Annotated in this window: 19 protein-coding genes; 13 read left to right on the forward strand and 6 right to left on the reverse strand. The window is 62.4% G+C overall.

Annotation, left to right across the window (positions count from 1 at the left end):
* The 12 genes from VGI36_01150 to VGI36_01205 all read left to right on the forward strand — a co-directional run.
* The coding region (locus VGI36_01150) for a hypothetical protein (protein ID HEY2483720.1) at positions 1-822 on the forward strand (822 nt) is incomplete at its 5' end.
* A gap of 101 nt (positions 823-923) precedes the next feature.
* Positions 924-1,766: a protein phosphatase 2C domain-containing protein gene (locus VGI36_01155; protein HEY2483721.1), complete on the forward strand. Its 843-nt coding sequence runs from the start codon at positions 924-926 to the stop codon at positions 1,764-1,766.
* Between the two features lie 273 nt (positions 1,767-2,039).
* Positions 2,040-2,963 carry a protein phosphatase 2C domain-containing protein gene (locus VGI36_01160; GenBank protein HEY2483722.1) on the forward strand — a complete coding sequence of 308 codons (924 nt, stop codon included), beginning with the start codon at positions 2,040-2,042 and terminating at the stop codon, positions 2,961-2,963.
* Positions 2,964-3,080: 117 nt separating this feature from the next.
* Positions 3,081-4,097, forward strand: a complete 1,017-nt coding sequence (locus VGI36_01165; protein HEY2483723.1) for a serine/threonine-protein kinase — start codon at positions 3,081-3,083, stop codon at positions 4,095-4,097.
* Positions 4,094-5,446, forward strand: coding sequence for an ammonium transporter (amt, locus tag VGI36_01170; GenBank protein ID HEY2483724.1), 1,353 nt, complete (start codon positions 4,094-4,096; stop codon positions 5,444-5,446). The genes VGI36_01165 and amt overlap by 4 nt, the downstream gene beginning before the upstream one ends.
* Positions 5,447-5,498: 52 nt before the next feature.
* The gene (locus tag VGI36_01175) at positions 5,499-6,152 is read left to right on the forward strand and encodes a hypothetical protein (GenBank protein ID HEY2483725.1); all 654 of its coding nucleotides are present in this window, start codon (positions 5,499-5,501) and stop codon (positions 6,150-6,152) included.
* The gene (locus VGI36_01180; protein ID HEY2483726.1) at positions 6,149-6,400 is read left to right on the forward strand and encodes a hypothetical protein; all 252 of its coding nucleotides are present in this window, start codon (positions 6,149-6,151) and stop codon (positions 6,398-6,400) included. The genes VGI36_01175 and VGI36_01180 overlap by 4 nt, the downstream gene beginning before the upstream one ends.
* Positions 6,401-6,724: 324 nt before the next feature.
* On the forward strand, positions 6,725-7,291 hold the full coding sequence (locus VGI36_01185) for an Lrp/AsnC family transcriptional regulator (GenBank protein HEY2483727.1): 567 nt from the start codon (positions 6,725-6,727) through the stop codon (positions 7,289-7,291).
* Between the two features lie 4 nt (positions 7,292-7,295).
* Complete coding sequence (gene gltB / locus VGI36_01190) at positions 7,296-11,852, forward strand: glutamate synthase large subunit (GenBank protein ID HEY2483728.1); 4,557 nt, start codon at positions 7,296-7,298, stop codon at positions 11,850-11,852.
* Positions 11,853-11,876: 24 nt separating this feature from the next.
* Positions 11,877-13,322 (forward strand): glutamate synthase subunit beta, encoded by a 1,446-nt coding sequence (locus VGI36_01195; GenBank protein ID HEY2483729.1) that lies wholly within the window; start codon positions 11,877-11,879, stop codon positions 13,320-13,322.
* Positions 13,323-13,434: 112 nt separating this feature from the next.
* A complete protein-coding gene (locus VGI36_01200; protein ID HEY2483730.1) occupies positions 13,435-14,142 on the forward strand; it encodes a class I SAM-dependent methyltransferase in 708 nt (235 codons plus the stop codon).
* Between the two features lie 6 nt (positions 14,143-14,148).
* A complete protein-coding gene (locus VGI36_01205; GenBank protein ID HEY2483731.1) occupies positions 14,149-14,775 on the forward strand; it encodes a glutathione S-transferase family protein in 627 nt (208 codons plus the stop codon).
* Positions 14,776-14,885: 110 nt separating this feature from the next.
* Here the strand turns inward: VGI36_01205 and VGI36_01210 are convergent, their stop codons facing one another.
* From VGI36_01210 to VGI36_01225, 4 genes are read right to left on the reverse strand one after another with little or no spacing between them, the layout of a single operon-like run.
* Positions 14,886-15,494 (reverse strand): DsbA family protein, encoded by a 609-nt coding sequence (locus VGI36_01210; GenBank protein HEY2483732.1) that lies wholly within the window; start codon positions 15,492-15,494, stop codon positions 14,886-14,888.
* Entirely contained in the window at positions 15,487-16,758 is a 1,272-nt protein-coding gene (locus VGI36_01215) for a heterodisulfide reductase-related iron-sulfur binding cluster (protein HEY2483733.1), read from the reverse strand. Before VGI36_01215 ends, VGI36_01210 begins: the two co-directional genes overlap by 8 nt.
* The gene (locus tag VGI36_01220) at positions 16,758-18,005 is read right to left on the reverse strand and encodes an FAD-binding oxidoreductase (GenBank protein HEY2483734.1); all 1,248 of its coding nucleotides are present in this window, start codon (positions 18,003-18,005) and stop codon (positions 16,758-16,760) included. Before VGI36_01220 ends, VGI36_01215 begins: the two co-directional genes overlap by 1 nt.
* A 26-nt stretch (positions 18,006-18,031) precedes the next feature.
* Complete coding sequence (locus VGI36_01225; protein ID HEY2483735.1) at positions 18,032-19,483, reverse strand: FAD-linked oxidase C-terminal domain-containing protein; 1,452 nt, start codon at positions 19,481-19,483, stop codon at positions 18,032-18,034.
* A 128-nt stretch (positions 19,484-19,611) separates the two neighbouring features.
* On the opposite strand from VGI36_01225, the gene VGI36_01230 reads away from it, so the two are divergent.
* Positions 19,612-20,796 (forward strand): alanine--glyoxylate aminotransferase family protein, encoded by a 1,185-nt coding sequence (locus tag VGI36_01230; protein HEY2483736.1) that lies wholly within the window; start codon positions 19,612-19,614, stop codon positions 20,794-20,796.
* A gap of 9 nt (positions 20,797-20,805) precedes the next feature.
* Here the strand turns inward: VGI36_01230 and gyrA are convergent, their stop codons facing one another.
* Both gyrA and VGI36_01240 read right to left on the reverse strand, forming a co-directional pair.
* A complete protein-coding gene (gyrA, locus tag VGI36_01235) occupies positions 20,806-23,331 on the reverse strand; it encodes a DNA gyrase subunit A (protein ID HEY2483737.1) in 2,526 nt (841 codons plus the stop codon).
* A 42-nt stretch (positions 23,332-23,373) separates the two neighbouring features.
* Positions 23,374-23,616, reverse strand: coding sequence for a hypothetical protein (locus VGI36_01240; GenBank protein HEY2483738.1), 243 nt, complete (start codon positions 23,614-23,616; stop codon positions 23,374-23,376).
* Positions 23,617-23,623: the final 7 nt, after the last annotated feature.

The raw sequence follows: 23,623 nt of genomic DNA on the forward strand, positions 1-23,623 counted from the left end.
CTGCTCTCGATTACCATCCAATGCCTGTTCATGTACCTGATCGAGTACTTTGCCGCGAACTATTTCCTGAACAGCCTCTACAGTCTGGCCGATGCGAAGGGGTCGGCGGCGCCCATCGGCGACATGATGGTCATCGTCGGCAACGTGATGCTGGGCGGGCACGGTCAGGCGTTCATGCTGGTCGAAGCCCTCACCGTGTTCTTGGCGCTCATCGGTACGACTCTGAGCTGTATCAATACCGGTGCGCGCGTGACCTATGCGATGGGGCGAGATGAAGAGGTGCCGGAGCATTTTGGCTTTCTGCATGGTGAAAATCTGACGCCTCATCGAGCGATCTGGACCCTTGCCACCATCTCGGCGGTCCTCGGCGCGTTTGCCGCACTCTTTTTCTTCGCTGGCAGCGCCGCTCCGGACGACAAGACCATCGCGACTCTGCCGCACAGCATCTGGTACGCCCTCGGCATGAGCTCCAACGCATCGCTTGCCGCGCTGCCCAACGGGTTGTCGCTGGTGACGCTGATCTCGAACTTCGGCACCTTTGCGGTGTATGGGTTGACGAACGTGATTTGCATCATTGCCTTCCGCGAACATCATATGTTCCACGGGCTCAAACACGTGGTGATTCCGGTGTTCGGCGCGCTGGCCAACTTTGCCTGCATGGCCTTCTACATCATCGGCCCGATCGAAGGTCTCGGCAGTGTAAAAGAACCCCTGATCGCGGTCGCCGTCTCGGTGGTTTGGGGCATCTACGGAGCAATTTACTTCTCGCGCAATTCGAAGAAGCGCGGAAAGGATACTATCCTCGCGGCCAAGCCGGCCTAAGCAAACCTGGCCGGCGAAAATAACCCCTTGGGGGCGGGCGGCGTAGCAACACGCCGTTCGCTCCCGTCAGTTTCTGATATCCTGCCAACCCGCGACCAGCCGTGAGCGCTACCAAACCTGGCCGAAGTTCGTTCGCAACCGCCGAGCCAGCCTTCGACCTGGCGGCATTGTCTGACGTCGGTACCAAGCGCTCGCACAACGAGGATTCCTGCGGTCATCTGATCGAAAGCGCCCACAGTGCAGTGTTCGCCGTTGCCGATGGCGTAGGCGGCTACGAAGGGGGGGAAGTCGCCAGCTCGATGGCGGTGGAGATAACCCTCCGGGCCTGGCGGGACAGTCCTCCGGGATGGGGGGCGGGCAAACGTCTGTTCCGCGCCGTCCAGCAGGCAAATATAGAGATCTACAACCGCGCCCTGGCCGTTCCCGAACTCCGCGGCATGTGTACTACCCTGACCGCGGTCGCGGTGGAACGCGGAGTGGTGTCTGCCGCCCATATCGGCGATTGCCGCCTCTATCTTCTGCGCAGTGGGAAGATGGTCCAACTCACCAAGGACCACACCGTGGTGGGCGAGCGGGTGAGGTTGGGTTTGCTAAGCGAGGAGGAAGCGCGAAATCATCCCCAGCGCTCTTCCCTGCAGCGCTCGCTCGGCCGTGAGCTCATTGCCTCCATCGATCGCATTACCATGCCACTGGTTCGCGACGATCGACTGGTGCTCTGCAGCGATGGACTGCACGGCGTGCTGCGGGATCACGAAATCGCAAAGATCGTCAACGAGGACGATGCAACATCCGGCTGCCGCCAGCTCATCGAAGTAGCCAACCAACGCGAGACTCGTGACAACCTGACCGCCGCGGTCCTCAGGATGATCGCTGAATCTGGCCAGACGCTGAGCGTCAACGGCTGGCGAAATCGAATCGGGCGGCTTTTCGGACGCGGCGCCTAAACGGCCAATTCATCCTCCAACTTAAGTTGGACCTTTTGCGGGCTTTTCGAGCTGCCTCGAGGCCCGTAGTGTTGCCCTGTGTCGCGGCAGATGCTTCGCGCCTAGGCACCGTCGGCATCCGGCAGTTACGTCTAAGGTAGGATTTTCGGCGGCACCTTTCTTGCGGCTAAAGCCCGGAAACGCCGCACTGTGGAATCGCGCGGCGATGCGCGGCTCCGGAAAGTGCAGAAAGGAGACGTTTTAGTCGCCGCACCGGCGTAGCGAGGCTTGCCGGTGAAAAATACCCCCTGGGGGGTGAGCGGTTTCGACGCACCGCTCGCCCCCTGCCCGTTTTTTGCTAGGCAATCTGTGCTCGTGCTGCCCGAGAAAGAGTCTGAGACCATTTTGCCTGAGCACATCTCCGATGCGGCCTTCGACATTTTCGCTTTGTCCGACGTGGGCACCAACCGCCCCGACAACGAAGACTCGTGTGGATTTTTTATCGAAGGTCCCGACCAGCTGATCTTCGCGGTTGCCGACGGAATGGGGGGTTACGAGGGCGGCGAAGTCGCCAGCTCGATGGCAGTCGAGATCAGCTTGCGCGCCTGGCAGGAAAGCCCGCGCGAATGGGGAGCGGCGAAGCGGCTTTCCCGCGCCGTGCAGCAGGCAAATATCGAGATTCACAACCGCGCGCTCGCCGTTCCGGAATTACGCATGATGGGCACCACCCTGACCGCGGTGGTGGTCGATCACGGGTCACTAGCGGCCGCGCACGTCGGTGACTGCCGGCTATACCTGATTCGGCACCAGCGGATCACGCAGTTGAGCAAAGATCACACGGTCACCGGCGAGCGGGTAAGGATGGGCCTGCTCAGCGATGACGCGGCGCGCTTTCATCCGGAGCGCTCGATGCTCACGCGCAACGTGGGACACGAGTTGATCGCCTCGGTTGACAGAATTTCCATGCCGCTAATTCGGGGCGATCGCTTGCTGCTGTGTAGCGACGGCCTTTACAACGTGCTTCGTGACCCGGAAATCGAACTCATTGCGCGCGACCAGTGCTGCAGTGATGCCGCCAGGCTCCTTATCGACTCGGCGAATAAACGGGGAACCGCCGATAACCTCACCGTCGCGGTCTTTACCATGATCGCGGAAACCGGGCTGACACCTACGCCGACTGGGTGGCGTGAAAGGTTTCGCCGCTTCCTTGGGCGCTGAAGGATCGGAGTTGGGTTGTGAGAACCGCCGTTTCCCAATCCCCGATTGCCTCGCATCGGGGGCGGATGTTAACGTCCGCGGCCAGACCGTAGCTCCCCGAGCGCGGCCCATCCAACCATGCCCGAGGTCAGCGTCGGCGAAACCCTCGATCAGTTCAAGCTTACCGAGGTGATCGCACGCAGCGGCATGGCTTCGATCTTCAAAGCAACCGATCTGATTTCCGGACAGACGGTCGCGATCAAAATTCCCTACATGCAGTTCGAAAGCGACGTGATCTTCTATGGCCGCTTTCAGCGCGAGGAAGAGGTGCTGCGCCGGCTCGACCATCCCAACATCATCAAGGTCGTAACGCCCCGCAAGAAGAGCCGGATGTACATCGCGATGGAATTCATCGACGGAGTTTCGTTGCGCGAGATTATTCGCACCGAGCAGCCGATGAAGCCCGAGCGCGCCCTCGAACTGATGCGCCAGATCTGCGAAGCCCTGGTGTACATGCACGGTCAGGGCGTCGTGCATCGGGATCTCAAGCCGGAGAATATCCTGGTCACCGCGTCCGGCGTGGTGAAAATCATGGATTTCGGAATCGCTTTGGACGAGGAGGCGCGCCGCCTGACCTGGTCAGGCCTTTCCTCGACCATCGGAACCCCGGACTACATGGCGCCCGAGCAGGTCAGCGGCCGACGCGGCGACGCGCGCACTGATATCTATTCGATGGGCGTGATGCTCTACGAGATGCTCACCGCGAGCCTCCCCTATGCGGCCAGTAACGTTTACAACATGATGCGCGCGAAGACCCATGAGGACCCGCAACCGCTCACCAGGCACCGACCCCATCTCGATCCCAAGCTCGAGGAGATCGTCCTGCACGCGATCGAGCGGCAGGCAAAGAATCGTTACGCCAGCGCGGCACAAATGCTGGAGGACTTGCACGATCCCTCGCGCGTGACAATGACCGGGCGTGCGCGCCACCTTCATCCGCGCAGCCTGCGCGTACAGAAAATCCGGCGCGCTGTAGGGATCGCGGCGTTTTTCGTGTCGCTGATAGGGTTTTTCGTTTTTCTTATCTGGCTGGCGAACCGCTATCCGGCGTCGCCCAGCCAGCCGCATCGGTCGTATCGAGGGGAAGTAAGATGATGCCTGCCAGCCCGGTTACCTTGGACCAGTCGCTCAATCTCGCATGGGTGCTGATCGCGGGTTTCCTGGTGATGTTCATGCAGGCCGGCTTCGCAATGCTGGAAACCGGATTCACCCGCGCGAAAAACGCGACCAATACCATGGCCATGAACCTGATCATCTACCCCATCGGTGTGATCGGGTTCTGGCTGACCGGATATGCCTTCATGATGGGCGGGGTACGGAACTGGCCATCGCTGGGCGTCGCCGAGATCGGCCACTATGAATTGACTGTGACGCTAGGGGGGCATTCCTTCGGCATCATCGGGCTAAGCAAGTTTGCGCTGGCCAATGTTAGTCATGAGCCGGCGAGCCTTGCGATGTTCCTGTTCGCACTGGTGTTCATGGACACTGCGGCCACCATCCCGACCGGAGCGATGGCCGAGCGCTGGAAATTCATCGCATTCTTTATCTACGGATTTTTCATGTCGATGTTCCTCTACCCGCTGTACGGCAACTGGGTGTGGGGCGGTGGCTGGCTTTCCCAGCTCGGCGTGAATCTCGGTGTTGGACACGGGCATGTCGACTTCGCCGGATCGTCGGTGGTGCACATGACTGGCGGAGTGACCGCACTGGCGGGCGTGATCGTGCTGGGTCCGCGGATCGGCAAGTTCCGCCGTGACGGCGCGATCGGTGCACTGCCTGGCCATAACCTGCCCATGGCAGTCGTGGGAACCTTGATCCTCGCGTTCGGCTGGTTCGGGTTCAATGCCGGTTCGTCGTTGGCGGCATCGGATTCGCGCATCGGGGTGATCGCGGCCAACACCATGCTGGCCTCATCCGCCGGGGCGCTGAGCTCGCTTTTGTACCTGTGGCATCGCTTCAAGAAGCCCGATATCGCGATGGCCTGCAACGGTCTGCTCGGCGGACTGGTTGCGATCACCGCGCCGTGTGCCTTCGTCGGACCGCAGGCCGCGGTTCTGATCGGAACTATTGCAGGATTGATAGTGGTGTGGACAGTCCTGATGCTCGAGCGGCGCTTTCGAATCGACGATCCGGTCGGCGCCATTCCCGTCCACGGCGCCTGCGGTGTGTGGGGTGCACTTGCAGTGGGGATCTTCGCGGACGGCAGCTACGGCGAAGGGTGGAATGGGGTGGCGGGCCCGGTGCGCGGGATCCTCTATGGCGACGCCGGGCAATTGCTGGCCCAGCTGATCGGTGTGGTCACCAACCTGCTCGTGGTCTTCGGACTCGGCTTCCTGTTCTTCATCATCGTCGAACGCCTCATTGGCAATCGTGTGCTCGCGGAGGTCGAGTGGTCGGGCCTCGATGCGCTCGAGATGGGCAGCGACGCCTATCCTCACGTGTGATCACACTGGCGGCGGCGAATTATGGTCGGACGCCGCCGGGAGGCAAGCCGCGGTGATCCTTGCCCGCTCACGCGCCCTGGTACGCCTTCAGCTGGCAATGGGTCTGGCGTTGGCGATGTTTCCGGCCATCGCGTGGGCGCAGGTCGGTGAACGCAATTTCTATTCGGCCCTGGTCACGGAGGGTACCGATCCCTCCAACGACCTGACCTTGTCACCGGGATGGGTGACGGTCTCGGGCCGGACTCAAGCCGCGTATAGCTTTACCCTTGAGAAACAAATCACCAACAACATCAGCGTCCTTCTCGGAAACGCACTTGGCGACGCGGCGCGCCGCCGCCTGCAGGCGAGTTCTGGCGCCGACGATATGGAAATCCTGGCGAAATGGGCATTTTATCTGAACGCCGAGCACGAGTTTCGAACCGCGATCGCGCTCGATGTTTTGGGCGCCGACGGAAGATATAAGAGGCGGGCGCCGGTGGCCACTGGCGGGGTGGACCCATGGCTCTCGCCGAGAAGGGCGCTGGCGATCTACCCGACCGCGGGGTTTTTCACTACCTGCGCCCGTTCGGGGTGCAGATGGACGCGGAGTACCTGCCGCGCTGGACCGGTTCGCAACTGGACCTCGTCGCATTTGATTCCGCGCTCAGTTATCAGCTCGACTACTTGTCGGGACCGGGATCCGATTTCGGAGTCGATTGGCCGTTGAGGCCGCTGGTCTTCCTTAATGAATTCAACTACCAGCAGATGGCGTGGGGCTTCCGGGCCACCGGAACCACGCCGGCCGATTGGCGCGTAACCCCCGGTATCGCCTACGCGACTAGGGGCTATCAGCTCGCGGCCGGCACGCAACTGGGTCTGAGCAAACTCGGCAGTAGGGCGTGCCATTCGACCGGGCTTTTTCAGGTCGACATCTACTTCGACCAGATCTTTCCGCAACTTGGTTCAACGTTCTGATGGTCACAAGCTTTTCAAGCCCACCGAGACGCTCCGGGGAGCCCGGTGAGGGCTCACCTACCGTCCCTGGGAATGGACGGTATTAGCCATATTAATCGCGCCTTAAATAGTGTCAGTGCTGCAGCCAGGTCACGGGTGAGTCAGGTCTCCATGACATAGCCGCCCCAAGGAAACGACGGTGTCGCGACTCCGCAGGCTAAGAATTCGAGATTTGCGTACCCCGAACCGAATAAAATCTTGTTATGAGAACTTGAGACCTCAATAATCCTTGACTGACAAAGGCTTTCTCATTATCTTCAGCTCTCCGAAACGAGGATTAACCTTATGAAATTAGGCGGCGATTCTGCGGAACTCGACGCGATCGACCTGCAGATTTTGAGCATCCTGCAGGCCAACGGGCGAATTCCGCATACCAAGCTCGCCGAACAGGTCGGCTTGTCCGCACCGTCGGTGATCGATCGGGTCAAGAAACTCGAGGACGGTGGTCTGATCGCCGGATACTACGCCGCGCTCGATGCTCGCCGTCTCGGCAAAGATGTCACCGCGTTCATCGGCGTTTCGATCAGCCATCCCAAGACGATCGGCCTGTTCGAACAAACCGTTGATCTGCTCGAGGACGTTCTCGAATGTCACCACGTCACCGGGCAGCACACGATTCTGCTGAAGGTGAAAACCGAAAACACCACTTCGCTCGAACGGCTCATCAGCACGGTCCGTTCGATCGAGGGAGTGTCGCGGACCGAGACGATGGTGGTGCTGTCAACCCATACCGAGCGCAACACGATTGCGGTGCACGCCAACGGCGAGACGGCGATGGAACTTCCCAACGGCCACGGCCGACGCCACCGACACGCCGCGCGCGGCACGCTCATCGATTCGAGGCGAACGTAGAGCCATGCACAACCGCAGCAGTATTCCGGGCCCCGAGGGACTGTACGATCCCGCGCACGATCACGACGCCTGTGGTGTAGGTTTTGTCGCGGACGTGGCCGGCAAGCGCTCGCACGACATCGTGCTCAAGGCGTTGCAGGTCCTCGACAACCTCACCCATCGTGGCGCTTGCGGATGCGATCCGCGCACCGGCGACGGCGCGGGAATCCTGGTGCAGATTCCGCACGAATTTTTCAAACGTGAGACGCGCAAGTGTGGTTTCGAACTGCCAGAGCCGGGCGCTTACGGCCTCGGCCAGGCCTTCCTTCCGCTCGACCCCGAACGGCGCATGGCCTGCGAAGCCCGCTTTGAACAGATCGTACAGGAAGAAGGACAGCGCGTGCTCGGCTGGCGCACAGTCCCGGTGGTGGAAAGCGAATGTGGTGAGATCGCGCGGCGCGGCATCCCGACCATTCGCCAGGTCTTTGTCGCGCGCGGCGTCGGCATCAGCGACCTCGAGGCACTCGAGCGCAAGCTCTACGTCATCCGCAAACGGGCATTCAACTCGGTTGACTCGCTGGGACTCTACGCCCCCGAACTGTTCTACTTTTGCTCGCTTTCCGCGCTGACCGTGGTCTACAAGGGCCAGCTCATCTCGCATCAGATTCCCCGGTTTTTCCCGGACCTGCTTGACCCGGTGTTTGCGAGCGCGCTCGCTATGGTCCACCAGCGCTTTTCGACCAACACCTTCCCCAGCTGGGACCGCGCGCATCCGTATCGCTTCCTGTCACACAACGGTGAGATCAATACCTTGCGCGGCAACGAAAACTGGATGCACGCGCGGCAGATGATGTTCGAGTCACCGCTGTTCGGCGACGACATCAAAAAGCTGCTCCCGATCATTGAGCCGACACTGGCCGACTCGGGCAAATTCGACAACTGCCTGGAGCTGCTGGTGCGGACCGGCCGATCCCTGCCGCACGCGGTGATGATGATGATCCCGGAGGCGTGGCAGAACGATACCCACATGTCGCCCGCCAAGCGCGACTTCTACGAATTCCATTCCTGCATGATGGAGCCGTGGGACGGCCCCGCCTCGATCGCGTTCACCGACGGCATCCGCATCGGCGCGGTGCTGGATCGTAATGGTCTCCGCCCGTCGCGCTACACCGTCACCAAAGACGGCCTCGTGGTGATGGCTTCGGAGACTGGGGTTCTCGACATACCGCCCGAGCGAATTGCCTCTAAAGGACGTCTCCAGCCCGGAAAGATGTTCCTGGTGGATACCTCGCTGGGGCGAATCGTGGGAGATGAGGAAATCAAGCAAGGTTTCGCGGCCCGTCAGCCGTACCGGCAATGGATCGATCAGAACCTGGTCAAACTCGAGGCGCTCCCCGCTCCGCCGAGTGCTCCTGCGGTCGCCGGATTTGAAGGGTGGGAGTTGCTCAAGCAGCAGCAGGCATTCGGCTACACGATCGAGGACCTGAAACTGATCCTCGCGCCGATGGCGGTGAACGCGCAGGAACCGGTCGGCTCGATGGGGACCGACACCCCACTGGCGGTGCTCTCGGATCGCTCACCGCTGCTGTTCAATTACTTCAAGCAGTTGTTCGCCCAGGTCACCAACCCGCCGATCGATCCGATTCGCGAAGAGCTGGTCACTTCGGCCGAGACCACCATCGGGTCCGAGCAGAACCTGTTCGAGGAATCGCCGCTGCATTGCCGACAACTCCGCCTGCAACAGCCGCTCCTGAGCAACGAGCAGTTGGAGAAGATCAAACGGCTCTCGATACCGGGGCTGCGTGCGATTACGCTGCGGACAGTCTTCAAGGTGGCCGACGGCGAAGCCGGGTTGCGCGCCGCGCTCGACGAACTGTGTGCGGCCGCGTCGCGCGCGATCGCCGAAGGTTACACGATAATCGTGCTCTCGGATCGGGGGGTTGGCGCCGCGCAGGCGCCCATTCCAAGCCTGCTCGCGACCGGCGCGGTCCATCATCACCTGATCCGCGAGGGCACCCGCACCCGCTGCGGCCTGGTAATCGAATCGGGCGAGCCGCGCGAGGCAATGCATTTCTGCGTGCTGGCCGGTTATGGGGCGTGCGCGGTTAATCCCTATCTGGCGTTCGCGACCTTGGCCGGAATGATCGAAGATGGGCGGCTTAAGGACATCGACGAGGACACCGCCGTCCACAATTTCATCAAGGCGGTCACCAAAAGCATGATCAAGGTGGCGTCGAAGATGGGAGTCTCGACGCTCCAGAGCTATCGCGGCGCGCAAATTTTTGAAGCGATCGGGCTTAGCCAGGAGGTGGTCGACAGGTACTTCACGTGGACCGCATCGCGGGTTGGTGGAGTGGGCCTGGATGCCATCGCGCAGGAAACCGCCAGTCGCCATCGCCGCGCGTTCGCGATTATGCCCAACCTCGACGGCGAACTCGAGGTGGGCGGGCAATACCAGTGGCGGCGGCGCGGCGAGTACCACATGTACAATCCCAACACCATCGCCAAGCTGCAGCATGCGGTGCGTTCGGGCAACTACCGGCTGTTTAAGGACTACAGCAAGTTGGTCGACGAGCAGAGCCAGAATCTCTCGACGCTGCGCAGCCTGCTCAAGTTCCGTTACGAGCGCCCGCCGGTGCCTCTCGAGGAGGTCGAACCCGCTTCCGAAATTGTCAAGCGCTTCAAAACCGGGGCGATGTCATTCGGATCGATCAGCAAGGAAGCGCACGAGAACCTGGCCATCGCGATGAACCGGATCGGCGGCAAGAGCAACACCGGCGAGGGTGGTGAAGACCCGGCGCGATTCGTTCGCGATCCGAACGGCGACTGGCGCCGCAGCGCGATCAAGCAGGTCGCCTCGGCGCGCTTCGGCGTGACCAGTTACTACCTGGTCAACGCCGACGAACTCCAGATCAAGATGGCACAGGGCGCCAAGCCCGGAGAGGGTGGTCAGCTCCCCGGACACAAGGTCGATGATTTCATCGCGAAGATTCGCTACTCGACGCCCGGGGTCGGACTCATTTCGCCGCCGCCGCATCACGATATCTATTCGATCGAGGATCTTGCGCAGCTGATCCACGACCTCAAGAATTCCAACAACCGCGCACGGGTCAGCGTGAAGCTGGTAGCGGAAGTCGGGGTCGGAACCATCGCGGCCGGGGTCGCCAAGGCTAAGGCCGACGTGGTCCTTATAAGCGGCTACGACGGTGGCACCGGAGCGTCGCCGATCCAATCGATCAAGCACGCGGGAATTCCGTGGGAGCTGGGGCTCGCCGAAACCCAGCAGATCCTGGTCATGAACGGTCTGCGCGGGCGCATCCGGGTCGAAACCGACGGGCAGTTGAAAACCGGGCGCGACGTGGCCATAGCGGCTCTGCTGGGCGCCGAGGAATTCGGCTTCGCCAGTGCCGCGCTGGTCGCGTCCGGGTGCATCATGATGCGCGTGTGTCACCTCAACACCTGTCCGGTCGGAATTGCCACCCAGGATCCCGAGTTGCGCAAGAAGTTTGAGGGCAAGCCCGAACACGTAGTTAACTTCATGATGTTCATCGCGGACGAACTGCGCGAATACATGGCGGCGCTTGGCTTCCGCACGCTGGCCGAGATGGTCGGGCACGTCGAGTGCCTCGATGCCAACGAGGCGATTCAGCATTGGAAGGCGCGCAACGTCGACCTCACCCAGATTCTTCACAAACCCGCGGTCGGTCCCGACGAGCCGCTGCACTGCGTCGAAACGCAGGACCACGGACTGGAGGCGGCGCTTGACAATCAGCTCATCGAGCTGGCGAAGGAAGCGATCGCGCATCGCAAGCCGGTCGAGATCCATCTGCCGGTGCGGAACGTGAATCGGACCGTCGCCACCATGCTTTCGGCCGAAGTTTCGCGGCATCACGGGAGCGAAGGCTTGCCGCCGTATACGATCCAGGTCCATCTGACCGGCTCGGCGGGACAGAGTTTCGGGGCATGGCTGGCGCCCGGCGTCGCGCTCTATCTCGAGGGCGATGCCAACGACTACTGCGGCAAGGGACTCTCGGGCGGCTTCATGGCGGTGCGGCCGCCCCGCACCGCAACCTTCAAAGCCGAGGAGAACATCCTGATTGGCAACGTCGCGCTGTATGGCGCGACCGGCGGCGAAGCATTCTTCCGAGGGGTTGCCGGTGAACGATTTGCGGTGCGCAACAGTGGCGCGCACGCGGTAGTCGAGGGGGTCGGCGACCATGGCTGCGAGTACATGACCCGCGGCCTGGTGGTGGTGCTGGGCAAGACCGGACGGAACTTTGCGGCGGGCATGTCGGGCGGGATCGCATACGTGCTCGACGAGGACGGGTCGTTCGCGTCGCGCTGTAATCTGGGCATGGTCGAGTTGGGCGCAGTGAGCGATGCCGACGACCTCAAACAGTTGCACGCGCTCATCACGCGCCATCGGCAATACACCGGCAGCACGGTGGCGGAACGAGCCCTCCAGGACTGGGATGCATTTGCAAAGAAATTCGTCAAGGTGCTGCCGACCGAATATCGGGCAGTGCTGGAGCGCCAACATCTCGGCGCCAACAACGACATGGCTCGCCTGGCGGCAGTCTGAGCGAGGGGTGGAGAACTGAGTTAGATGGGCAAGATTACGGGCTTCATGGAGATCAAGCGCGAGACGCCCGACCGGCGTCCCGTGGCGGAGCGCCTTAAGGATTGGCGTGAATTCGATCTCAAGCTGCCCGAAGAGCGCCTCAAAGCGCAGGGCGCCCGCTGCATGGATTGCGGCATTCCCTTCTGCCACAAGGGTTGCCCGCTCGGGAACATCATCCCCGACTGGAATGACCTGATTTACCGGGGGCGCTGGCGCGATGCGATCGATCGCCTGCACTCGACCAACAACTTTCCCGAGTTCACCGGGCGGGTGTGTCCGGCACCGTGCGAGGAAGCCTGTGTTCTCAACATCAACAACGACCCCGTCACCATCAAGCTGATCGAGAAGAACATCATCGACCACGCGTGGGGCGAGGGCTGGGTCGCACCGCAGCCGCCCGCGCAGAGCACCGGGAAGCGGGTGGCGGTGGTCGGTTCGGGCCCGGCGGGCCTCGCCTGCGCGCAGCAGCTGGCGCGCGCCGGTCACGCGGTTACGCTCTACGAGCGCTCCGACCGCGTCGGCGGACTGCTGATGTACGGGATCCCCGACTTCAAGCTCGAGAAGCATTACGTCGAGCGCCGCGTCGAGCAGATGAAGGCCGAGGGCGTCCAAGTCGTGAGCAACTGCCACGTCGGGTTCGATATCCACGCCGACGAAATGCGCACGAAGTTCGACGCGATCTGCCTGACCATGGGTGCCACCAAGCCGCGCGACCTGCCCATCCCCGGACGCGAGCTCCGCGGCATCCACTACGCGATGGAATTTCTGCCCCAGCAGAACAAGCGTAACTTCGGCGACTCAATCGATCCGGCGATTGCGATCACCGCTGCGGGCAAGAAGGTCGTCATCCTCGGCGGTGGCGACACCGGCTCCGACTGCCTTGGCACCTCCAACCGCCAGGGTGCCGCGAGCGTCCATCAGTTCGAACTGCTGCCCCTTCCGCCCGAAAGCCGGACGGCGGAAATGCCGTGGCCCGACTGGCCGATGATTCTGCGCTCTTCGAGCTCACACGAGGAGGGCGTCATCCGCGACTGGAGCATCAACACCAAACGCTTCCTCGGCAACAACGGTACGGTCCAAAAGCTTCACGGCGTGCGGCTCAACTGGAAGCGTGAAGGAGCCCGCATGGTGATGGAGGAGATTGCGGGTAGCGACTTCGAGCTGGAGTGCGACCTGGTGCTGCTCGCGCTTGGATTTCTTGGGCCGGAACCGGACGGGATAATCAGTGAGCTCGGGCTCAAGCTCGATGCGCGCAGCAATATCGCGACCAACAACTACCACTCGAGCCTGCCGGGAGTGTTTGCCGCGGGCGATGCGCGGCGCGGGCAATCGCTGGTGGTATGGGCAATCTGGGAAGGGCGCGAATGTGCGCGCGCGTGCGACGCATACCTGATGGGTGAGACGTTCCTCCCCGCCAGCCCCGAGTTATAGCTGCTGTTCTTGCGCATTAAGCGCAGGAGGTGGCCGCCGCCCGTCCCCCCCGAATTCGCCGGGGAGCAGGTCGAGCAAGCGAGGCAGGAGACGGCGCCGCGCGAAGAAGCAGATGTATACCAAGTCCGCGGCATTCTACGACGCGATCTACAGTTTCAAGAACTACCCCGCCGAAGCCGCGCAGCTTCACGCCCTGATCCAGCAACACAAGCGGTCACCCGGAAATCGGTTGCTCGACGTCGCCTGCGGTACCGGCCGGCATGTGCATGCGCTCAAGGCGCACGGCTACCAGGTGGCAGGACTGGAACTGGACCAGAACCTGCTGGCGATTGCCCGCGAGCGAAACCCCGAGGCGCGGTTTCACCGCGCCGACATGGTTGATTTCGATCTCGGCGAGGCCTTCGATATCGTCACCTGCCTTTTCAGCTCGATCGGGTACGTAAAAACCACCGAACGCCTCCGCCACGCGATTGCCACCATGGCGCGCCATCTGGTGCCCGGCGGAGTCTTGGTCGTCGAGCCGTGGTTTTGGCCGGGCTTTCCGCTCGACCGGATCGGCCAGATTTCGGTCGACCTTCCGGAACTCAAGCTGGCGCGCATCGTCAACACCCAGATCGTCGGCGACACCTACGTGGCGCATTTTCACTATCTGATCGGCAAACCCGACGGAGTGGACTACCTGGTGGAGCGGCACGAGCTGGGACTGTTCTCCCACGGTGAGCATCGTACCGCGTTCCAGAGTGCGGGCCTGCAAACCATCCACGATCCCAAAGGACTAATTGGCCGCGGCCTATGGATTGGCAGCAAGCCGATCGAGTGAACAGAGATGATTCGTTTGTACGACTATCTGCCGTCCGGCAATGGCTACAAGGTTCGCCTGCTCCTGAGCCAGCTTCAGATTCCCTTTGAGCGAATCGAGCTGGATATCATCAAGGGTAACACCCGCACCCCCGGGTTTCTGCGCAAATTTCCCAACGGTCGGATTCCGGCCGTCGAATTTGACGACGGCCGCCGCCTGTTTGAGTCGAACGCCATCATCTGGCATTTCGCCGAAACCACTTCTCTCGTACCACAGAACCCATTTGAACGCGCCCGTGTTCTGCAGTGGATGTTCTTCGAGCAGTACAGCCACGAACCGTATATCGCCGTGGCGCGCTTCTTCGCCATGCATCTGGATCACCCCGACGAGCGCCGCGGCGGTTTGCCGCGAATCATCCGGGGCGGATATGACGCGCTGGGAGTGATGGAGTCGCATCTCGGTGGCAGCGGCGAAGGCGATCACCGGCGCGAGTTCTTGGTCGCGAGCCAATACACCATCGCGGACATCGCGCTGTACGCCTATACGCACGTGGCGCACGAAGGTGGCTTCGACTTGGGAAACTACCCGGCGATTCGGGAATGGCTCGCGCGCGTGAAATCTCAGCCGCGCCACATTCCAATTACCCAGGGATAGTCGCCGCCTCGGGGCGAACTCCTTGGAATGCGAGCTCGGTAGCGACAGACAAAGGTGACGCGCTGCGCGGCAGATGAGAGCTCCACTGCGGTCCGCGCCGCCAGGAGTCCTCAGCCATCCCGCCGCAGGCCCAGTGCTGCGAGTTTACGCACCACCCACTCGATGCGATCCTCGCCCCAGAAGGGCTCGCCATCGACCACGAAAGTCGGCACGCCAAAGATTTGGTCGCCGTCGGCCTCGGCGAAGCATTGGTCAAGCTCCATGCGCGCGTCGCTATCGACATATCGGGCAAAATCCGCCGGTTTGCACCCGGTTTCGGAAAGCACCGCTTCGATCGCGCCACCCTCTTCCACGTCGAGTTCATGCTTCCAGAAGCGCTCGAACACCCTCTGGGAGTACGGGTGGAAGCGCCCACATTGCGCGGCGAACAAACCGCCGTAAAAGGCGAGTCGGCAGCTAAAAATTTTCTTGGGTGGATAGATAGTCAGGCCGCGCTCCCGTGCTATGCGACGCGCGTCCAGGTACAGATAGCGTACCTTGCGGCGATCCGCGTCGGGATTGTCGAGCGGACCGTAGACTCGGCGGATATTCACCCCGTAGGGAATGAAGCGAACGCGCACCCGGTGCGACTTCTCCAGCTCACGTGCCGGGCCATAAGCCAGGTACGAGAAGGGGCTGGTATATGCGAAGTACAATTTTACTTCGAATTCGTCAGCCATTCGTCAACGCCTGCGCGATGAATTCGGAGAGGTGCACGACCTTGATTTTTGACCCGCGTCGCCGCAGTTCGGCCGCGATTTGGAATTCGCACCCCGGATTCGACAGCACCACGTAGTCGGCGCCGGTCGCCAGGATGTTGTCCGCCTTGCGACTGGCCAAGGCGCGCGCCATTTCGGGCTCGGTCAGGTTGTAACTTCCCGCAGAGCCGCAACACAGGTCCGACTCCCCCAACTCGATCAGGCTCACGCCTGGCATTGCCGCGAGCACCCGGCGCGGGCCTTCGCGCACTCCAAGACCGTGCACCAGGTGGCATGCATCGTGAAAGGTTACCGTGCACTCGATTTTACGCAGGGGCGGCAGCCCTCGTTCCAGCAACAGTGCGCTCAGGTCTCGCACCTTGGCCGCTACTTGTCGGGCCGAATCGGCCAACTCGGGATCGTCGCGCAGCAGTAAGCCGTACTCCGCTACCGCCGCCGAGCAACCGGATGCGGCCGAAAGAATCGCCTCGGCGCCGGAACGCGCCAGGGCGCGCACGTTGTGCCGCACGAAATCGAGCGCGCGGCCGCGATTGCCCGAATGAAGATCGAGTGCGCCACAGCAGCGGGTGTGGGCCAGCCGTACCACCCGATAGCCGGCTGCCGCCAACACTCGCTCCGTCGCGAGGTTCTCCGAATTGGCGAGTACCTGCGCGACGCACCCGTGATGGACGACCACGGCGGGAGCACCCGGGACGCCCGCGGGTAGCGCGCCAGCGCGCGCTTCGCTTGACTGATGCAGCGGCGGCAACAGCTCGAGCCACTCGCGCACCGCGCCTGGCAGCAACGCGCCCAGGAGCGGCCGCAATCCGATGCGTTCGGCAATCTTAAGCGGTGCGAGCAGTGCGCGGAGGCGGGCGGGGTAGGGGAAGATGGCGTTTACCAGAGTTCGGCGCGCGCGTTGGGGAAGCGACCGAGAGTAGTTGTCCTCGACGAACGCCCGCGCCCGCTCGATGAGTTGGCCATACTGGACTCCCGAGGGGCACGCCGTCTCGCACCCGCGGCATCCGAGGCACAAATCCAGGTGGCGGGCGGCATCGTCCTCGAGCGGCAGACGTCCCTCGGCCAGCGCCTTCATCAAGTAGATACGCCCGCGCGGCGAATCCATTTCTGCCCTGGTCAGCACGTAGGTCGGGCACGCTTCCAGGCACAGCCCACAGTGAACGCAGTCGAACAGCAGCTCATAGTCGACGACCGCACGGACCGAAGTCGCGGAAGGCGCGGCCATCAAATTCCTCCCACGAAGCATCCGGGGTTGAACACACCTGCAGGATCGAATGCAGCCTTGAGCCGGCGCATCAGCTTGAGCGCCCCGTCATTCGGCATGTCAAAGAACTCCACCGACCCGCGGAACGATCGGTGGGCGTGCAAGATGCGCAGATAGCCGCCCGCGCGCCGCGCCGCCTGGCGCCAACCGTCGATCGTGATGCGACCGTCAGCGGGAGGTTCGGGCAAAAACAGGGTCGCCACCCCGCATCCCATGTGAGCAAGATATTGAGCATCGGTGGCAGCGAGGATCGAGGAGAGCTGTGCCGGCGCTACGGCTATCTGGGCGGTGAGCGCCCATGCGCTCGCATCGAAGTCACGCAAGCGTGCGTACGCATGCAGAGCGTCGCCCCTTTCTACAAAAACCGCGCCCGGAGCGGCCCGCGCAGTCGCGTCGCGCAGCGAAGCAACTTCGGAGGAACTCCCCGAGATGCCCGCTACCAGCAGAAACCTGGCGGGAGAGCCACAGGCGTAAGCGGCCGCCGAACTCAGGCCCTCGAGATGAGCGAGTGGAAGTGAGTCGTGCAATTCGCGCGCCGCAGCGAAAAGCTTCTCCGCTCGATCGAAGCTCAGCCTCGTCATCGCATATTGTTCCGGAAGGGGCCGGACTTTGAAGGTTGCTTCGGTAATGATACCGAGGGTGCCGAACGACCCACCCAGCACCTTCATCAGATCGTAGCCCGCCACATTCTTTACCACCCGTCCGCCGCCGTGCACGCTGTGTCCCTGATGACCGACATAACGGATCCCGATCAGCAAATCACGCGTCGTTCCCTCCGAGAGCCGCAGCGGCCCCGCGTGGGAGGCGGCGATCAGCGCGCCCACCGTGGTCGCGTCGGGATCACACGGATCAACCGGCAGGCGTTGTCGTGCGGGCGCCAGCGCCCGGTTCAGCTCACCCACGCTCAGGCCGGCTTCCACGGTGATCGTCAAATCTTTCGGTTCGTACGCCACTACCCGCGCAAGCCTGCCCAAGGACACTCCGAGCGCCACCGGCAGCGAGCGGATCTGGGAGAGGGTTCGGGCCGCTCCCAGCGGCGCGAGCGCGATGCGATCGGTCTCGCACGCCCGCACCACCTCAGCCAGTTCTGCTGCGTCGCCGGGCTTTGACAAAATCTTCACGGCGTCGGCCGCCCGGCCCGTGGGTGCACCAACCTGCCCGGCGCCGACTATCAAGCTAACGCGCTGGACGATTTCGTCCGTCGACAAGTTGTTTACCGAAGGTGAAGACGCGGTCAAATCGGTACTTGGCGGTGCGGCGCGGCGACTTCCACGCACGAGCCCGGCCGCGGAATGACTTTGTTGGGATTGGAGCGTTCCAGCGGGTCGAAGACGTGGCGCAGCTCGCTCATCGCGATCAGGTCCTCGGGTGAAAACAGCAACGGCATCTCGCCCTGCTTTTCAACCCCGATGCCGTGCTCACCGGTCAGGCTGCCGCCCATCTCGACACAAGCGATCAGAATCTCGCGGCCCGCTGCAATCGCCTTGCGGACCTCTTCGGGTTTGCGCTCGTCGTACAGGACGATCGGGTGAATGTTGCCGTCACCGGCGTGAAAGACGTTGCCGATGGCGAGCCCGTATTTTCGACTGATCACCTGAATCGTACGCAGAATATCCGGCAGGCGCGTGCGTGGCACCACGCCATCCTGGGTGGCGTAGTTGGGCGCGAGCCTGCCCACCGCGCCAAACGCTCGCTTACGTGCTTTCCACAATCCTGCGCGTTCGGTTTCGTCGCGCGCCAGTCTCACCCCGGACGCGCCATTGTGGCACGCGATCTCGGTCACACGCGCGGCATGCTCATCGAGGCCCGCCACAAGCCCGTCGAGCTCGATGATCAGCACAGCACCCGCCTCGGCGGGCAGGCCGACGTGAAAGGCGTCCTCGACGGCGCGGATGATCAGCTGGTCCATCATCTCGATCGCGCTCGGAACAATTCCCGACGCCATGATCGCGGACACCGCATGCGTGGCCGCCTCGACGTCGGCGAAGGTTGCCAACAGGGTTCGATGCCCCTCCGGCTCGCGGATGATTTTGAGGACGGCGCGGGTGACGATTCCCGCAGTTCCTTCCGCCCCAACCACCGCCCCCAGCAGGTCGTAGCCGCAGCGTTCTTCAGCCGGTCCACCCAGTTCGACGATTTCTCCATCGGCGAGCACCAGGGTAACGCCGAGAACATGGTTGGTGGTGACCCCGTACTTGAGCGTATGTGGACCGCCGGAATTTTCCGCGATATTACCGCCGATGGTGCAGGCCTGCTGCGACGATGGATCCGGCGCGTAGAGGAAGCGGTCGCGTTTCACCGCATTGGTGACGTGCAGATTGACCACCCCGCTCTGGACTTCCACTCGCCGATTCGCCAGATCGATGCTGAGGATCCGGTTCATCTTTGAGGTACAAATCATCACCGGTGCGTTGACCGGAAGTGCTCCACCGGACAGCCCGGTGCCGGCCCCGCGCGGCACGAAGGCAACTTCGCGCCGCCACAGCGCTTTAAGAACCGCGCTTACCTGCTCGGTCGTACGCGGCATCACTAGGAGGTCGGGGCTGCACTTCTCGATCGTCCACCCGTCGCACTCGTAGACTTTCAGCTCCGCGGACCGCGAAACTATCCCGTCGCTGCCGGCGATGGCCGCCAGTTCCGCGACCAGCGTCGGGTCGAGGCCGGTGGCCTGGGCGTTGTGGCTCACGCCGTGAACAATAGCACAGCGCTTGCGCCCGCGGCATTTTCCGCCAACCCGCGACGGGCAATAATAGATGAATTCCGGCGCCTGCCGAATCGAGCGCGATTCGGGAACGCGTCATAAGGGGAAGGATATTGACGGAACAATTTGCAGAGCTCAGACCGACCGCGCGCATCCTGCTGGGCCCGGGGCCCTCGAACGTTCATCCGCGCGTGATGAAGGCGATGATGTCGCCCGTGATCGGACACCTCGATCCCGATTTCGTGAAAGTGATGGAGGACCTCAAGCGTCTGCAGCGCGTCGTTTTCCGAACCCAGAACGAAATGACGTTTCCGGCTTCAGGCACCGGCTCCTCCGGAATGGAGATGATCGCGGCCAACCTGATCGAAGATGGCGACCAGGTCATCGTCGGCGTGAACGGCGCGTTTGGTGCACGCTTCGCCGACTGCGCCGAGCGACAGGGTGCCAGGGTTCACAAGGTGGAAGCGGAATGGGGGCGAATAATCGAACCCGACGCGGTCAAGCAGGCGCTCGCGAAGGTTTCCAATCCGAAGCTTGTCGTCATGGTGCACGCGGAGACCTCGACGGGCGTTCATCAACCAATTGAAGAGATCTCCGCCCTGACGAGCACCCACGGCGCGTTGCTGGTCGTTGACGCGGTAACCTCGCTTGCGTGTGTCCCCCTGGAAATCGACAAGTGGGGAATCGATGCCTGCTTCAGTTGCACGCAGAAGGGGCTGAGCGCGCCCCCGGGCCTGGCGCCGGTAACCTTCAGCGCCCGCGCGATGGAGGTGATACGGCGGCGCAAGTCCAAGTGCCGCTCCTGGTACCTGGATGTCGCCGCGATTGGCAGCTACTGGGGCTCGGAGCGCGTGTACCATCACACCGCCCCGATCACGATGATCTACGCGCTCTACGAAGCCCTGCGGGTGGTGATGGAAGAAGGCCTGGAGCAGCGATGGCTGCGCCATCGCAGCAACGCCGCCGCGTTGCACGCCGGTCTGGGGGCGCTCGGGCTTAAGCTTGCCGCACAGGAGGGCCGCCGCCTCCCGCAGCTCACCACGGTCGCGGTGCCGGCGGGAGTGGATGAGGCAAGGGTGCGTGCGGAATTGCTGCAGCAGTTCAACATCGAGATTGCCGCGGGCCTGGGACCGCTGCGAGGCAAAGTCTGGCGGATCGGCCTCATGGGTGAGAGCTCGCGGCGCGAGAACGTGACGCTGGTACTGGGCGCGCTCGAGCAAATTCTGGCGGGAGCAGGATTCGAGCTTTCCCGGGGCAAGGCGCTGGCAGCGGCACAAGCTGCCTGGGCCAGCCTATGAGGCAGAGGATTATTCCTCTTCGCTGACCGCCCCGTTGCCGTTGGATTCGTCGTCGTCCTTCTCGGCGAGACCCGCTAGTGCACGCACGTGCTCGTTCTGATCAAGCCGCACCAGATGGACCCCTTGCGCGTTGCGCCCGGTGATCCGGACGTCTTTGACGTTGAGCCGAATCACTTTGCCGCCATCGGTTATCAGCATCACCTGTTCGTCAGTGCCGACCTGGCGTACCGCGACCACTTTGCCGGTTTTTTCCGTGACGTTCATGGTGATGACGCCCTTGCCGCCGCGATGTGTCAGCCGATACTCCTCGGCGGGCGTGCGCTTGCCGAGCCCCAGTTCCGAAACGGTAAGCAGGGTTTCGTCGTCGCGGACGGTCGACAGCGAAACCACCTCGTCCTCGACCAGGGTAACGGTCTTGCCTTCTTTGATGGTGTGGGATTCCAGCTCCATGCCGGCGACGCCGCCAGTCGCACGGCCCATCGGGCGCGCCTCCGCTTCTTTGAACCGGATCGCCTGTCCTTCGCGCGTCGAGAGCACGATTTGCTGATTGCCATCGGTGATGCGCACGTCGACCAGTGAGTCGCCATCTTCGAGATTGATCGCGATGATCCCGTTTGACCGGATGTTGGCGTACTCTTCGAGTTCGGTTTTTTTCACGCGGCCGCGCTTGGTCGCAAAGAACACGAACTTGCCCGCGACCTCGCGTGGGACCGGCATGAATGCCTGCAAGGTCTCCTCGTCGCCCAGGTTCAGAAGATTGGCGATCGAACGACCTTTCGCGGCGCGGCCGCCCTCGGGCAGTTCGTAAGCCTTCAACTGATACACCTTGCCCGCGCTGGTGAAGAACATCAGCGGGTCGTGGGTCGAGACCCGCTCGAGCCGCTCGACGAAGTCTTCCTCGCTGGTGGTCGCACCGATCTTACCGCGTCCGCCCCGCCGCTGCGTGCGGTACAGTGACAGCGGAGTGCGTTTGATGTAGCCGCCGTGGGTCACGGTCACGAGCACGTCTTCTTCGACAATCAGGTCCTCAACCGAGAACTCGCCTTCTGCCTCGATTATCTGGGTGCGGCGCGCATCGCCGAATTCCTTTTTGATCTCTGCCACATCGCCGGCGATCAATTTCATTAGCTCGCGTTCGTCGGCCAGGATCCGCTTGAGCTCCTTGATGGTCCCGCTGGTTTCCTTGTGCTCGGTTTCGATCTTTTCGCGCTCCAGCCCAGTGAGGCGGCGCAGCGTCAAGTCCAGAATCGCCTGGGCCTGGAGCTGGCTTAGGCTGAATTGCTTCATCAGGCCGGAGCGCGCCGTTTCCGCATCCTTGGAAGCGCGGATCAGTTTGATCACCGCGTCGAGGTTTTTGAGCGCGATGAGTAAACCTTCCAGGATGTGCAGCCGTGCTTCAGCCTCGCGCAGTTCGAACTGGGTGCGGCGGGTCAGAACGACCTTACGATGATCGATGAATGCGAGCAGGATGTCGCGCAGGCCCATCTCGCGCGGCCGCCCTTCATGGATGCCGAGCATGATGAGCCCGTAGCCCTGCTGCATCTGGGTGAGCTTGTACAGCTGGTTCAACACCACGCGCGGATCGGTGTCGCGCTTGAGCTCGATCACGATCCGCATACCGTCGCGATCGGATTCGTCGCGCAGATCGCTGATACCGTCGAGACGCTTCTCGTTGACCAGCTCCGCCATTCGCTCGATCAGACGCGACTTGTTCACCTGGTAGGGAATCTCGCGCACGATGATGGATGCGCGGCCCGACCGTTTGTCGGTCTCGATGGCGGCCAGCGCGCGCATCATCAGCGTGCCGCGTCCGGTCAGATATGCCTGGCGAATCGTCTGCCGGCCGAGTAGTTGGCCGCCGGTCGGGAAATCGGGGCCTGGAATGATATCCAGAATTTTCTCCAGCGGCAGGTCCGGCTTGTCGATCAGCGCAAGCAGCGCGTCGGAAACCTCGGTGAGATTGTGCGGCGGAATGTTGGTGGCCATCCCGACGGCGATCCCGTCCGACCCGTTGATGAGCAGGTTCGGAATCTGCGCGGGGAGGATTTCCGGCTCTTCCTGGGAGCCGTCAAAGTTGGGAATAAAATCGACCGTGTCCTTGTCGATGTCCGCGAGCAGCCGTTCGGCCAACCGGGTCAATTTGCATTCGGTGTAGCGATAGGCCGCCGGCGGGTCGCCATCGACCGAGCCAAAGTTGCCTTGTCCGTCGATCAGCGGGTAGCGCATGCTGAAGGGCTGCGCCATCCGCGCCAGCGCGTCGTAAACCGCCATGTCGCCGTGCGGGTGATACTTGGCCAGCACCTCGCCGACCACCCCGGCACATTTCGTATAGCGGCGGTTGGCGAGCAGACCCATCCGGAACATCGCATAGAGAATCCGGCGATGGACCGGCTTCAGGCCGTCACGTACCTCCGGCAGCGCGCGCCCGATATTCACCGACATGGCGTAGTCCAGGTAGGACTGCCGCATGTCGTCTTCAATGTTCAGCAGCGCGGGTTCGTTACGGATTGGTTCGTTGCCGTTGGTCTCAGCCATCTAACCTGGCACTCCCGCTTTTCGGGGCCGTTGTTGGTGCAATCAGCCGCCCGCCCCGTGCGTGCTTGCTATCCACTCCTCGATTCGCCCAAGCAGCTTATCGCGATGCCGTTCGCGGCGATGCCAGAGCAGGTCGGTGTCGAAAGCATCTTCGGGATGAGCGATGTCTCCGAGGTCCAAGTCGACGCCGCGCTGCTGCTGTGCGTCACGCGCATCGCGTTCGCATACCGCGCACTCGGTCACCATCGCGCGAATTTCCTGCTTGAGCCGCTCCCGGGGTTCCATTGAAGCA

The organism is Candidatus Binataceae bacterium (assembly GCA_036495685.1).
Lineage (GTDB): Bacteria > Desulfobacterota > Binatia > Binatales > Binataceae > JAFAHS01.

What these genes read in the sequence shown, in the direction of transcription:
- VGI36_01205 (HEY2483731.1), top strand. Translation starts at nt 14,149, where the DNA reads ATGATTCGTTTGTACGACTATCTGCCGTCCGGCAATGGCTACAAGGTT.
- VGI36_01165 (HEY2483723.1), top strand. Translation starts at nt 3,081, where the DNA reads ATGCCCGAGGTCAGCGTCGGCGAAACCCTCGATCAGTTCAAGCTTACC.
- gyrA (HEY2483737.1), bottom strand. Translation starts at nt 23,331, where the DNA reads ATGGCTGAGACCAACGGCAACGAACCAATCCGTAACGAACCCGCGCTG.
- amt (HEY2483724.1), top strand. Translation starts at nt 4,094, where the DNA reads ATGATGCCTGCCAGCCCGGTTACCTTGGACCAGTCGCTCAATCTCGCA.
- VGI36_01185 (HEY2483727.1), top strand. Translation starts at nt 6,725, where the DNA reads ATGAAATTAGGCGGCGATTCTGCGGAACTCGACGCGATCGACCTGCAG.
- VGI36_01200 (HEY2483730.1), top strand. Translation starts at nt 13,435, where the DNA reads ATGTATACCAAGTCCGCGGCATTCTACGACGCGATCTACAGTTTCAAG.
- gltB (HEY2483728.1), top strand. Translation starts at nt 7,296, where the DNA reads ATGCACAACCGCAGCAGTATTCCGGGCCCCGAGGGACTGTACGATCCC.
- VGI36_01195 (HEY2483729.1), top strand. Translation starts at nt 11,877, where the DNA reads ATGGGCAAGATTACGGGCTTCATGGAGATCAAGCGCGAGACGCCCGAC.
- VGI36_01215 (HEY2483733.1), bottom strand. Translation starts at nt 16,758, where the DNA reads ATGGCCGCGCCTTCCGCGACTTCGGTCCGTGCGGTCGTCGACTATGAG.
- VGI36_01240 (HEY2483738.1), bottom strand. Translation starts at nt 23,616, where the DNA reads ATGGAACCCCGGGAGCGGCTCAAGCAGGAAATTCGCGCGATGGTGACC.
- VGI36_01210 (HEY2483732.1), bottom strand. Translation starts at nt 15,494, where the DNA reads ATGGCTGACGAATTCGAAGTAAAATTGTACTTCGCATATACCAGCCCC.